This window comes from Pseudomonas sp. GW822-FHT03F08, assembly GCF_058801265.1.
In genome coordinates, this window is record NZ_JBXANC010000007.1 from 168,944 (window position 1) to 180,368 (window position 11,425).

The 11,425-nt window shown below is 61.8% G+C and carries 13 protein-coding genes; 7 read left to right on the top strand and 6 right to left on the bottom strand.

Annotated elements, in window-relative coordinates; all coding sequences use genetic code 11:
• Nucleotides 1-104: 104 nt before the first annotated feature.
• Nucleotides 105-749, bottom strand: coding sequence for a glutathione binding-like protein (locus AC1RME_RS19015; RefSeq protein ID WP_096819539.1), 645 nt, complete (start codon nt 747-749; stop codon nt 105-107).
• A 147-nt stretch (nt 750-896) separates the two neighbouring features.
• On the opposite strand from AC1RME_RS19015, the gene AC1RME_RS19020 reads away from it, so the two are divergent.
• Nucleotides 897-1,454 carry a cysteine hydrolase family protein gene (locus AC1RME_RS19020; protein WP_096819538.1) on the top strand — a complete coding sequence of 186 codons (558 nt, stop codon included), beginning with the start codon at nt 897-899 and terminating at the stop codon, nt 1,452-1,454.
• 78 nt (nt 1,455-1,532) lie between these two features.
• Here AC1RME_RS19020 and AC1RME_RS19025 read toward each other — a convergent pair whose 3' ends face one another.
• From AC1RME_RS19025 to AC1RME_RS19040, 4 genes are read right to left on the bottom strand one after another with little or no spacing between them, the layout of a single operon-like run.
• Nucleotides 1,533-1,736 carry an SEC-C metal-binding domain-containing protein gene (locus tag AC1RME_RS19025; RefSeq protein WP_003198420.1) on the bottom strand — a complete coding sequence of 68 codons (204 nt, stop codon included), beginning with the start codon at nt 1,734-1,736 and terminating at the stop codon, nt 1,533-1,535.
• Nucleotides 1,737-1,741: 5 nt separating this feature from the next.
• The gene (locus tag AC1RME_RS19030) at nt 1,742-2,242 is read right to left on the bottom strand and encodes an LEA/WHy family protein (RefSeq protein WP_096819537.1); all 501 of its coding nucleotides are present in this window, start codon (nt 2,240-2,242) and stop codon (nt 1,742-1,744) included.
• A gap of 31 nt (nt 2,243-2,273) precedes the next feature.
• Entirely contained in the window at nt 2,274-2,750 is a 477-nt protein-coding gene (locus AC1RME_RS19035; RefSeq protein ID WP_096819536.1) for a YchJ family protein, read from the bottom strand.
• A gap of 4 nt (nt 2,751-2,754) precedes the next feature.
• The gene (locus AC1RME_RS19040) at nt 2,755-3,252 is read right to left on the bottom strand and encodes a DUF6231 family protein (protein ID WP_096819535.1); all 498 of its coding nucleotides are present in this window, start codon (nt 3,250-3,252) and stop codon (nt 2,755-2,757) included.
• A 199-nt stretch (nt 3,253-3,451) separates the two neighbouring features.
• On the opposite strand from AC1RME_RS19040, the gene AC1RME_RS19045 reads away from it, so the two are divergent.
• From AC1RME_RS19045 to AC1RME_RS19060, 4 genes are all read left to right on the top strand, one after another.
• Entirely contained in the window at nt 3,452-4,147 is a 696-nt protein-coding gene (locus AC1RME_RS19045) for a PA1041 family peptidoglycan-binding anchor lipoprotein (RefSeq protein WP_096819534.1), read from the top strand.
• A gap of 90 nt (nt 4,148-4,237) precedes the next feature.
• Complete coding sequence (locus AC1RME_RS19050; RefSeq protein WP_096819533.1) at nt 4,238-4,960, top strand: PA1041 family peptidoglycan-binding anchor lipoprotein; 723 nt, start codon at nt 4,238-4,240, stop codon at nt 4,958-4,960.
• 163 nt (nt 4,961-5,123) lie between these two features.
• The gene (locus tag AC1RME_RS19055; protein WP_096819532.1) at nt 5,124-5,402 is read left to right on the top strand and encodes a DUF1145 domain-containing protein; all 279 of its coding nucleotides are present in this window, start codon (nt 5,124-5,126) and stop codon (nt 5,400-5,402) included.
• Nucleotides 5,395-6,153 carry a hypothetical protein gene (locus AC1RME_RS19060; protein WP_096819531.1) on the top strand — a complete coding sequence of 253 codons (759 nt, stop codon included), beginning with the start codon at nt 5,395-5,397 and terminating at the stop codon, nt 6,151-6,153. Before AC1RME_RS19055 ends, AC1RME_RS19060 begins: the two co-directional genes overlap by 8 nt.
• A 50-nt stretch (nt 6,154-6,203) precedes the next feature.
• Here AC1RME_RS19060 and AC1RME_RS19065 read toward each other — a convergent pair whose 3' ends face one another.
• On the bottom strand, nt 6,204-6,668 hold the full coding sequence (locus tag AC1RME_RS19065) for a CopD family protein (RefSeq protein ID WP_096819530.1): 465 nt from the start codon (nt 6,666-6,668) through the stop codon (nt 6,204-6,206).
• A gap of 98 nt (nt 6,669-6,766) precedes the next feature.
• On the opposite strand from AC1RME_RS19065, the gene dinG reads away from it, so the two are divergent.
• Entirely contained in the window at nt 6,767-8,911 is a 2,145-nt protein-coding gene (gene dinG / locus AC1RME_RS19070; RefSeq protein ID WP_096819529.1) for an ATP-dependent DNA helicase DinG, read from the top strand.
• Nucleotides 8,912-9,006: 95 nt separating this feature from the next.
• Nucleotides 9,007-11,364: a beta-galactosidase gene (locus AC1RME_RS19075; protein WP_096819528.1), complete on the top strand. Its 2,358-nt coding sequence runs from the start codon at nt 9,007-9,009 to the stop codon at nt 11,362-11,364.
• Nucleotides 11,365-11,425: the final 61 nt, after the last annotated feature.

Here is an 11,425-nt window from a genome sequence, read left to right on the forward strand (position 1 = left end):
AAAGCCGCTACGTTAGTGAGCAGGAGGGGGCCGCGCAAGCGGGGCGAGCGGTTATTTCTTCCCGTTGATCGTTCCCGCGTACGGGAACGATCAGGCCGGGTGACTCAGGCCTTCGGCGGATTGATCTTCTGCACCAGCGCGTAGGCCTTCACGGTCGCCGGGCGATCCTTGATGTGGTTGAACCAGCGCTGCACATTCGGGAAGTCTTCCAGGTTCTGGCTCTGCCATTTGTGGGAGACGATCCACGGGTAGATCGCCATGTCGGCGATGCTGTATTCGCTGCCGGCGACGAACTCATTGTGGGCCAGTTGCTTGTCCAGCACCCCGTACAGACGGGTGGTTTCATCGATGTAGCGCTTGATCGCGTAGGGGATTTTTTCCGGGGCGAACTGGCTGAAGTGATGATTCTGCCCGGCCATCGGCCCCAGCCCGCCCATCTGCCAGAACAGCCATTGCAGCGCCACCTGGCGACCACGCAGGTCCTGGGGCAGGAACTTGCCGGTCTTTTCCGCGAGGTACAACAGAATCGCCCCGGACTCGAACAGCGACAACGGCTCGCCGCCATCGGCCGGCTCATGATCGACGATGGCCGGGATGCGATTGTTCGGAGCGATCTTCAGGAAGTGTGGCTGAAACTGCTCGCCCTGGCTGATGTTGATCGGGTGCACGTTGTAGCGCAGGCCGGCCTCTTCGAGGAACAGGGAAATCTTGTGGCCGTTGGGCGTGGTCCAGTAATACAGGTCGATCATGGAAAGCTCCAAATCAGGAAAATGGCTTACGTGCGGACAGCAAACGCCGGCTTCAGGTTGTCCTGTGTGCGTTCGATAGCTTGCTTAGTGACAGGAAGTGATGCTCAAGTGCGGGAAATTCAATGACCCCGCGTGAGAAAAATCGCCATGGAGCTTAAGGCCAACGCTGCACTGATCATCATCGACCAGCAAAAAGGCATTCTGGAGCCGCGTCTGGGGCGGCGGAATAATCCGTTGGCCGAAGAGCGGATCCTCGATTTGCTGAACTTTTGGCAGCGCAGCGGGCGGCCGGTGATCCATGTGCAGCACTTGTCGCGCTCGCCGGATTCGGTGTTCTGGCCCGAGCAGTCAGGTGTGGAATTTCAGGAAAGGTTTTTGCCGCAGGACGGCGAATGGCTGATCCGGAAACAGGTGCCGGATGCGTTTTGTGCAACAAAGCTTGAAGCGAAGTTGCGTGAGGCGGGAATCGAGCAACTGGTGGTCGTCGGCGTGGCCACCAACAATTCAGTGGAGTCCACGGCGCGCACAGCGGGCAATCTGGGGTTTGATGCGTGGGTGGCGGAGGATGCGTGCTTTACCTTCGACAAGGCCGATTATTTCGGCACGCCGCGTTCGGCTGAAGAGGTGCACGGGATGTCGCTGGGGAATCTGCATGGGGAGTATGCGACGGTGGTCAGCAGCGGGCGAATTCTGGCGGCAGGCTGAAAGCCGCAGGTGACAGTGCTATCGCGAGCAGGCCCGCGATAGCGATCTAACGGGCGAAACGAATGTTCGCCCGAAACATCAAGCGCCGTGGCACTTCTTGAATTTCTTGCCGTTGCCGCATGGGCAAGGGTCGTTGCGGCCGACGTCTTTCAAGGCGTTGCGCACCGGTTCCTGGTGGGCATGGCCGCAGTTCGGGCCGTGAACATGGCCATGGTCGTGATCATGGTGATGGTCATGATCGTGGTTGCAGTCAGGGCCATGGACATGAGGTTGCTGGGTCATCGGGGTCACTCCGTAATCAAATCGGCGGGGATTATCACGCCATTGCGCTCCAGGTGCACGTAGTGGGCGATGAATAAACCGGTTTCCATCTCGCCCTGCAGGCGATAGGGAACCTGCTGGTGCGGATTCTTCAGCATTTTCACCACCTCTTTGACCTTCGGCCACAGGTTGGTGCGGATCGGCACTTTATAGAAAACACTGCTTTTGGGGCCGACGGTGATCCAGTGCTCATGCTCGCCCTCGGCCAGCAACATGTCGGACAGATGCACGCGGTATTCCAGGCCGCGCACGGTCAGGTCACTGTCGTTGGGATTGTCGATGCGAAAGTGCAGGATGAATTTCTGCTCCAGCAACTTGGCGCGCACCACTTCGACTTTCACCAGATGCACGGCAGGGTCGAGGGTGTCGTCGGCGAACCATGAAGTGCAGCCGCCGAGCCCCGAGAAGCTGATCCCCAGGAACATGAGCAGTGTGAAAGCCTTGAACGTGCGCCATTGACCGAGCATGGTTTAACTCCCTTTGATGCCCAGTCTAGCCTCAGCTGCCGAAATACCCCGCACAGCACTTCTTGAACTTCTGGCCGCTGGTGCACGGGCAGGCATCGTTGCGCCCCAGTTTGAGCTGCACGGTCGGGTCGATGAAGTACCAGTGACCGGCGTTCTGCACGAACGAGGAGCGCTCGCGGTGGCTGTGCTCACCCTGGCTGTCGTGCCAGCGCGCAGTGAAGGTGACGAAGGCGTGTTCCGGCTGACCGCCGAAGACTTCCGAGCTTTCAACGTCCAGCCCGAGCCATGTGCTCGAAGCGCTCCAGGCGCTGATCGACTGACGATCGAGCCCTGTCTGCTGGGCGGGCAGGGTGGTCGCCACCAGGTAATCGATCAGGCCCAGCACGTAGGCGCTGTAGCGCGAGCGCATCAGGGCTTCGGCGCACGGTGCCGGATGGCCCGCATGATAATGGCCGCAGCAGGCATCCAGCAGGTTGCCGCTGCCGCAAGGGCAAATGGCTGTACTCATTGCATTACCACCAGTATTTCCCGAAGTTTTCCGGATTGGCCCAGAATCGCGAGTTGAGCCAGTCGGGGACTTGTTTGTAGTCAAGCAGATCATAGGTGAACAGGGTCAGAACCTGCTCGTCGCGGGCAAAACGCTCGCTGGCTTGCAGGGCCAGTGAATAGAAGTCCGTTTCCTGCCAGCCGCTGGCCGACAGGTCCGCCAGCACCGCGATGCGGCTGGCGTTGAGGTTGCGGATTCCGCCGAGCAGATTCAGGCCGTCGCGCTTGGGCAAATGTTCGAGGCAGTCGACCACCAGCGCCAGGTCGAAACGCTGTGCGGCCAGTTCTGCCGGCAAGGCACCGGGCGCGGCATGGGCGACGCGGGTGTCCGGGTGCGCGTCCTTGAACGCCGCCAGTGCGGGGAATTCGCTGGCGCCGATCAGCAGCAGACGGGCCGGGGCGTAGCGGTCCAGCAGGGCGGCCAGTGCCTGCTGTGGCGTGCGGGAAGACAGGGCGACGTTCATCGAAGTTCCTCAATCAGATCGCCAAGACTAGCCTGCCCGGGCGTCGAGGCCTAGATCTCTGTCCTGCGGGTTTGCGCCAAATGCGCCGAAGTCCTGTGAACACGCTCGCAAACAGCAGTGGCCTATTGCTGGCGGAGATTAAAACTCCGGTCTTTACTCCCTGAATCGGTTCTAAGCCGATCCCTCAGGAGAAAACTAGATGAGCATAGTTCGGACAGCATTACCCTTGGTTCTGCTAACCAGTGTGTTGACTGGTTGCGCAGGTTTGCAGAAAACCGACTGGCCGACCTGTGCGGCAGTCGGCGGTGTCGTCGGAGCGGGTCTCGGTGCGACGGAAAGCTCTGCATGGGCAGGCTATGGCGCATTACTCGTCGGCGGTACGGCAGCAGCCTATTGCTGGGTGCACGGTGATGGCGATGAAGACGGCGATGGTGTGCCGGACAGTCGCGACAAGTGCCCGCATACGCCTAAAGGCGTGCAGGTCGATGCTGACGGCTGCCCTCCACCAGCCCCTGCACCAGTGGTTGAAGAAGCTGTAGTGGTCAAGGAAGAAACCATCGTCATCCGCGATGTTCACTTCCAGTTCGACAAGGCCACCCTGACGCCTTCCGATAAACAGGTACTCGACAAGGTCGCCACGCGCCTGAAACAGGAATCGAGCACCGCGCGACTGACCGTGACCGGTCATACCGACAGCGTGGGCAGCGATGCCTACAACAAGAAACTGTCGGATCGTCGGGCGCACTCGGTGGTGGAATACCTGATCCATGATGGTGTGCCACGTTCCAGCTTCGTCTCGGTGACCGGTGCCGGTGAAAGCCAGCCAGTGGCGGATAACAAAACCGCCGATGGCCGTGCGCTGAACCGTCGCACTGAAATCAAAATCGAACGCTAGCCCCCCTCGCATCCGCGGCTTGTGCAGTCGCGGATGCGGGTCTTTACTCCTGTGTAACCGGTATGGGCCGGTGACACAGGAGCTTTCACAATGAGTGTATTCTCAAGGTCCGTCTTGCCGGTGCTGCTGCTTGGCAGTCTCTTGACCGGTTGCGCTACTCACAGCGATGGCACTGCCCCCCTCAATCAACGTACCTGGCCGATCTGCAGCCTAATTGGCGGACTGGTCGGCGGCGGTCTGGGCGCGATTGAAAGCGGTGGCTGGGCCGGTGGCGGCGCAGCGCTGGGGATCCTCACCGGCGGATTGATCTGTTACGCCCAGGATGGCGATGAGGACGGCGATGGCGTGTTCGACCGTCGCGACCGTTGCCCTGACACTCCGGCCAATACCCCGGTCGATCACCGTGGTTGTCCGCTGCCGCAATACCCGGTCGCCGAGAAACCGGCCGAACCGGCCCCGCAATCCGAAGTCATCACCCTGAGCGATGCCGGCAACGTGCTGTTCGACTTCGACAAATCCGACCTCAAACCTGCGGCGAAAAGTCAGCTGGATTCGCTGATGGACAAGTTGCGCAACGCCGATGTGGTGAGCATCAAGGTCATCGGTCACACCGACGGCAAGGGTTCGGACGCTTATAACCAGGCGTTGTCGGAACGTCGCGCGAGCAGCGTGGCGGCCTATCTGCTGAGCCAGGGGCTGGCGCCGGACAAACTCACCAGCGAAGGGCGTGGCAAACGGGAACCGGTCGCCGACAACGAGACTGAAGAGGGACGTGCGCAGAATCGTCGCGTGGAACTGCACATCAATCGTTAGGACGTGTCTGTAGTCCGCAGGCTAGAGCTGTCGGGCGATGTTCATCGTCGCCCCGGCAGACATCCGACGAGTGCCCGGAACTTTTTTATTTCCCCCTCTGGCTTATCCCGTACGGAAGCCGTTACTGTGCGCCCAAAGAATAATTCGCAACACGGGGGAGCGTATGAAGGTGTTCTGTGGGCTGGGGCGGTTGTTGACCCTGGTGTTCTGCTGCGTGGTACTGGCCAATCAACTGGTGCCGTTTGTTCATCCGTTGCATCTGCTGGTCAATCTGGCCGCTGTTCTGCTGCTGGCGATCCATCTGCTGGAAGTGCTGCTGTGCAATCGCAGCCTCAAAGGTCGTCCGCACCCGTGGCGTGATCGCGGCCGTGTCCTGCTGTTCGGCGTTTTCCACCTGCAAACCATCCCGGCCCCGGCCGCTCCGGAGGCTTCCCATGCGTAAACTTTGCCTGCTCGCTGCATTCATCAGTCCTTTGGCTTGTGCCCAGGTGGTGAGTGTCGAGCCCAATTCCCTGATGCGTTTGCCCAACACCGCCAGCACCTTGCAACTGGAAAAACTGGTGGTCGCCGATTACGGCACCTTGCTGGTGCCCTCCAACGTGACCGAGTTGAGCGTCGGCGAATTGCAGTTGGGCCGCGAAGCGCGCATCGCCATCGTGCCGGGTGAACAGGCGCTGGATCTGAAAGTCACTCGCGCCGCGTTAGCCGAAGGCAGCCGGATCACCGCTCGCGGTGCACCGGGGACCTATGAAAAAGCGGCCCGTGCCGGACGTAACCTGAATCTGCAATTCAAGGCGCTGAATGCACCGCAGCTGATCGTCGATGCACGCGGCGGCACCGGTGCGCCGGGCTTCGTCGGGCTCGACGGCGCCAACGGTCAGGAACCGGGCTGCACCTGGGGCCAGGCCGGACACGGTTTCGATGGCAGTGACGGCAGCAATGGCCAGCCGGGAGCGCCGGGCGCGCTGGTGCGCCTGGAAGTACCCCGTGAGTTTCCGGCCGAGTTGATCAAGGTTGAAGTCGCCGGTGGTGCCGGTGGCCCGGCCGGGCCTGGCGGCAAACCGGGGGCGGGCGGCAAGTCCAAGGGGTGCCTGGTGTATCGCGCCGATGGCGGCAAGAGCGGCAAACCTGGGGCTGACGGGCAGCCGGGGCCTGCGGGAGCGGCGGGGTCTGTCACCGTACAGCGCCTATAAGCCATCCCCTGTCTGATCGTTCCCACTGAGTGGGAACGATCAGCCTCACTTCAGAACGACGGCCGCGCCGCGGCAATCGCCACCAGCGCCAAACCGACCAGCAGATTGAACCCCACCACCTTGCGAATCCGCCCCAGCACCGCTGCACCGGCCGGCCAATCCTTCGCCTGCACCGCCGTGCGCAATTCGGGCAGCATCAATGCCTGAATCCGGATGAACAGCGCCGTCATCACGATGTACAAGCCCATCATCACCTGCACGTACTTCGGCGCCGTCTCGAAGCCGATGTGCTGCAGATGCAACATGCCCACCCCGGTCACCGGCAGCAGAATCACCGCGCCCCACACCCAGCGGAAAAAACCTTGAAACACTTCCACCCACAGGGTCAGTCGGCCGGGGCTGTCCAGAGCCTTCACGGCCGCCGGGCGCAGCACCATCCAGGCGAAAAACATGCCGCCGACCCACACCAGGGCGGCAAGGACATGCAGGGGGTAAACGAGGCTAAAAGGTGTCATTGGGGTACTCCGTTCTGCGCGGGACTGATTAGCGGGGTATGATAGCGGCCGATCCGAACCACTGAAAATTTATCCAGCGTTTTTGCGCCCGACAACACATGATCAGCACTGAACTCAAAACCACGATCCAGGGCGCCTATTCGCGTTTTCTAGAGGCCAAGAGCCTCAAGCCGCGTTACGGCCAGCGCCTGATGATCGCTGAAATTGCCAAGGTCCTCGGGGATATCGACACCGACGACGAAGGCCGGCGCAGTGGCGACCCCGCGATTGTCGCGGTGGAAGCCGGCACCGGTACCGGCAAGACTGTGGCCTACAGCCTCGCCGCAATTCCTACGGCGAAACTGGCCGGCAAACGCCTGGTGATCGCCACCGCGACAGTCGCCCTGCAAGAGCAGATCGTCTACAAGGATTTGCCCGACCTGATGCGCAACAGCGGGTTGAACTTCAGCTTCGCCCTGGCCAAGGGCCGTGGCCGCTACATGTGCCTGTCCAAGCTCGATATGCTGTTGCAGGAAGGCCACGCACAGACCGCCACGGCGCAGTTGTTCGAAGAAGAAGGCTTCAAGATCGAGGTCGATGAGGCCAGCCAGAAGCTGTTCACCAGCATGATCGAGAAACTCGCCGGCAATAAATGGGACGGCGACCGCGACAGCTGGCCCAACGCGCTGGAAGACGCCGACTGGGCGCGCCTGACCACCGATCACAGCCAGTGCACCAACCGTCATTGCCCGAACTTCGGCCAGTGCGCCTTCTACAAGGCCCGCGAAGGCATGGGCAAGGTCGACGTGATTGTCACCAACCACGACATGGTGCTGGCCGACCTGGCACTGGGCGGCGGGGCGGTGCTGCCCGATCCGCGCGACACCATTTATGTGTTCGACGAAGGTCATCACCTGCCGGACAAGGCCATCGGCCACTTCGCCCATTACACGCGTCTGCGTTCCACCGCCGACTGGCTGGAAACTACCGCCAAGAACCTCACCAAACTGTTGGCCCAGCATCCGCTGCCGGGCGACCTCGGCAAGCTGATCGAGCAGGTGCCGGAGCTGGCGCGGGAGATCAAGACCCAGCAGCAATTCATGTTCACCGCTTGCGAGCAGATCGCCGATTTCAAGCCCGGCGAAGACGTCGAGGGCCGTGAGCGCCCGCGTCATCGCTTCATCGGCGGGGTGATTCCCGAGCACATGCGCGAGATGGGTATCGAGCTGAAAAAAGGCTACGCCCGTCTCAACGACCTGTTCACCCGCCTGACCGACCTGCTCAAGGAAGGCATGGACGGCGAGGTCAACATCGGCATCGCCAGCAACCAGGCCGAAGAATGGTACCCACTGTTCGGCAGCCTGTTGTCCCGTGCGTCCGGCAACTGGGAGCTGTGGACCGCGTTCACCGCCGAAGACCCGGAAGACAACCCGCCGATGGCCCGTTGGCTGACGCTGGCGGAAAGCGGTTCGCTGTTCGACATCGAGGTCAACGCCAGCCCGATCCTCGCCGCCGAAACCCTGCGCCGCAGCCTGTGGAACGTGGCTTACGGCTGCCTGGTGACCTCGGCGACGTTGACCGCGCTCGGCACGTTCGATCGTTTCCGCATGCGCGCCGGCCTGCCGAAGAAAGCCGTCACCGCCGTGGTGCCGAGCCCGTTCCATCACGCCGATGCCGGTGTGTTGCGGGTGCCGGACCTGAAGGCCGATCCGCGTGATGCTGCCGCTCATACCGCCGCGATCATCCGCGAGTTGCCGGATCTGGTCGAAGGTTCGCGTGGCACGCTGGTGTTGTTCTCGTCGCGCAAACAGATGCAGGACGTGTTCGACGGCCTCGACCGCGACTGGCGCAAGCAAGTGTTCATTCAAGGCAACCTGTCGAAACAGGAAACCCTGAACAAGCACAAGGCGCGGGTCGATGGCGGTGATTCCAGCGTGCTGTTCGGCCTCGCCAGTTTCGCCGAAGGGGTGGACTTGCCGGGGGCCTATTGCGAGCACGTGGTCATCGCCAAGATTCCGTTCTCGGTGCCGGACGATCCGGTCGAAGCCGCACTGTCTGAGTGGATCGAAGCCCGGGGCGGCAATCCGTTCATGGAAATCTCGGTGCCCGACGCCTCGCTGAAACTGGTTCAGGCCTGTGGCCGTCTGCTGCGTACCGAAGAAGACCGCGGCACCATCACCTTGCTGGATCGGCGGCTGGTCACCCAGCGCTACGGCAAGGCGATCCTCAATGCGTTGCCTCCTTTCCGTCGTGAAATATCCTGAGACATCGGTGGGCAGTTTTGCCCGCCGCGTTGTCTATCTCTGCGCCATCGCTTTTCCATTGGCCATTGTTGGTCGTTAGGGAGAAATCCGTTCTCATGATTCGTCGTTCGTTGCCTGCCGTTTTTGCCCTGGTTTTCGCTGCGCCTTTGCTGGCGGCACCTGCCGGGCAGCAGACCTTGTTCAACTTTGTCCGCCCCGCCGACGTGGTGAAAGTCGCGACCGAAAACGCCGACCTGCCGCAAGCCAACGCCGAGCAGACCCCCGAAGGCGAAGTGCTGCGCCGGGTGACCTTCAATCCGGTGGCGCGCCCGACCTTGCGCCTGAGCCCGCAGACCGGTGCCTGGGACTGGTCGCAGTCCGGCATGATGAGCCTGCGCATCCAGAGTGCGATGAACTGGGCCGTGACCGTTTACGTACAAATCCAGAGCAACGACGGCAAGACCCTGGTCAGCCGCGTTGATCTGCCGGCCGGCCCGGCGCAGACCTTGCTCGTACCGTTGACCGCGACCTCGCCGCTGAGCCAGGGCATGAAGGCCGGGCCGCTGATGCCAATGACCATCGACGGGCAGCGCGTGTTGCTGGCCAGCAGCAACGGTGAACTGGATCGCAGCCAGGTGGTGTCCGTCAGCCTCTCGATGGACCAGCCGAAAGCCGCGCAAAGCCTGTTGCTGGAGCGCTTTGGCGTGCAGGACGAGGGCGAGGTGATCAAAGCCGCCTACGGCAATCTGGTGGATGCCTACGGTCAGTCGACCCGCAGCAAATGGCCAGAGAAAGTCGCCAATGACGAACAACTGAAATCCGCCGCCGCCAAGGAACAGCAACAGCTGAAAACCTGGCTGGCCGAGCGCGAAAAATCGTCGCTGGACAAGTTCGGTGGCTGGAGCAAAGGCCCGGCATTCAAGGCCAGCGGCTTCTTCCGCACTGAAAAACGTGATGGCCGCTGGTATCTGGTGACGCCGGAAGGCCATCCGTTCTATTCCCTGGGCGTGAACACCGTCAGCCCGGAGGTCAACCAGACCTACGTGGCCGGTCGCGAGTACATGTTCGAATCCCTGCCAAAACCTGACGAGCCACTGGCCAGTCACTTCGGCGAGGGCGACAACCGTGGTGGCAATGGTTCCGATCAGGGCCGTGGCTACGGCAACGGACGCTGGTACGACTTCTATGGCGCCAACCTGCAACGCCTTTACGGCGAACCTTGCGCGACTCCGGCGGCGACTGAGCAAGCGCCTGCTGCGCCGTGCAAAGCCGCCATCGACGAGCAGAAGTGGGCCAGCCACACCCTCGACCGTCTGCAGGCGTGGGGCTTCAACACCGTCGGCAACTGGAGCGCACCGCAACTGAGCGACGCCGAGCGTGTGCCGTACACCTTGCCGCTGTCGATCGTCGGCGACTACACCAGTATCAGCACCGGCAACGATTGGTGGGGCGGCATGCCTGACCCGTTCGACCCACGTTTCGCCATGGCCACCGAACGTGCCGTGGCGATTGCTGCCCGCGATCACCGTGACGATCCGTGGCTGATCGGCTACTTCGCCGATAACGAACTGGCCTGGGCCGGTCCCGGTGATGATCCGAAGTCGCGTTACGCGCTGGCCTACGGCACGTTGAAAATGACCACTGACGTTCCGGCCAAGCGTGCGTTCCTCAAGCAGTTGCGCGACAAGTACCGCAATCAGGCGGGGCTGTCGAAGGCCTGGGGCATCGATCTGCCGGCCTGGGAATTGATGGAGGATCCGGGTTTCGAAGCGCCGCTGCCGAATCCGGAGCATCCGGAAATCGAGGCCGACTTCAAATACTTCCAGAAAGTTTTCGCCGACACCTACTTCAAGACCATTTCCGATTCGCTGAAATGGCACGCGCCGAACCAGTTGCTGTTGGGCGGCCGGTTCGCCATCAGCACGCCGGAAGCCGTGGCCTCCTGCGCGCAGTATTGCGACGTGCTGAGCTTCAACATGTACACCCTGCAACCGCAGGACGGCTATGACTTCGCCGCGCTGCGCAGCCTCGACAAACCGGTGCTGATCACCGAGTTCAACTTCGGTTCGACCGATCGCGGCCCGTTCTGGGGCGGTGTGACGCCGTTGAACAAGGAAGAAGACCGTGGCCCGGCCTACGCCAACTTCCTCAAGCAGGCGCTGAGCGAACCGTCGATCGTCGGTGTGCACTGGTTCCAGTACCTCGACCAACCGGTGACCGGACGTCTGCTTGATGGTGAGAACGGCCACTTCGGTCTGGTCGGTGTGACCGACTTACCGTACCAGGGATTTGTCGAAACCGTGCGCAAGAGCAATCTGGCGACGATCGATCAGCTTGGCAAAGAAGCCGCGAAGGCTGCTGCGGCGGCGGACAAGGTCGGTCACGAAACCGAAGGCGGACGCAAAGGCGAGGCCGGAAAAGGCCCGGGGCAGGGCGCCGGCCATACCGGTGGGCATTCCGGCAACGGCCATTAAGACAGAACCGCCCGGCCCGCCGCTGTTCCCAAAACCCTCAAGGGCTGGAACAATGCGGGCC

What these genes read in the sequence shown, in the direction of transcription:
- AC1RME_RS19065 (WP_096819530.1), bottom strand. Translation starts at nt 6,668, where the DNA reads ATGACACCTTTTAGCCTCGTTTACCCCCTGCATGTCCTTGCCGCCCTG.
- AC1RME_RS19060 (WP_096819531.1), top strand. Translation starts at nt 5,395, where the DNA reads ATGCGTAAACTTTGCCTGCTCGCTGCATTCATCAGTCCTTTGGCTTGT.
- AC1RME_RS19015 (WP_096819539.1), bottom strand. Translation starts at nt 749, where the DNA reads ATGATCGACCTGTATTACTGGACCACGCCCAACGGCCACAAGATTTCC.
- AC1RME_RS19025 (WP_003198420.1), bottom strand. Translation starts at nt 1,736, where the DNA reads ATGACCCAGCAACCTCATGTCCATGGCCCTGACTGCAACCACGATCAT.
- AC1RME_RS19020 (WP_096819538.1), top strand. Translation starts at nt 897, where the DNA reads ATGGAGCTTAAGGCCAACGCTGCACTGATCATCATCGACCAGCAAAAA.
- AC1RME_RS19075 (WP_096819528.1), top strand. Translation starts at nt 9,007, where the DNA reads ATGATTCGTCGTTCGTTGCCTGCCGTTTTTGCCCTGGTTTTCGCTGCG.
- AC1RME_RS19030 (WP_096819537.1), bottom strand. Translation starts at nt 2,242, where the DNA reads ATGCTCGGTCAATGGCGCACGTTCAAGGCTTTCACACTGCTCATGTTC.
- dinG (WP_096819529.1), top strand. Translation starts at nt 6,767, where the DNA reads ATGATCAGCACTGAACTCAAAACCACGATCCAGGGCGCCTATTCGCGT.
- AC1RME_RS19055 (WP_096819532.1), top strand. Translation starts at nt 5,124, where the DNA reads ATGAAGGTGTTCTGTGGGCTGGGGCGGTTGTTGACCCTGGTGTTCTGC.
- AC1RME_RS19040 (WP_096819535.1), bottom strand. Translation starts at nt 3,252, where the DNA reads ATGAACGTCGCCCTGTCTTCCCGCACGCCACAGCAGGCACTGGCCGCC.
- AC1RME_RS19050 (WP_096819533.1), top strand. Translation starts at nt 4,238, where the DNA reads ATGAGTGTATTCTCAAGGTCCGTCTTGCCGGTGCTGCTGCTTGGCAGT.
- AC1RME_RS19045 (WP_096819534.1), top strand. Translation starts at nt 3,452, where the DNA reads ATGAGCATAGTTCGGACAGCATTACCCTTGGTTCTGCTAACCAGTGTG.
- AC1RME_RS19035 (WP_096819536.1), bottom strand. Translation starts at nt 2,750, where the DNA reads ATGAGTACAGCCATTTGCCCTTGCGGCAGCGGCAACCTGCTGGATGCC.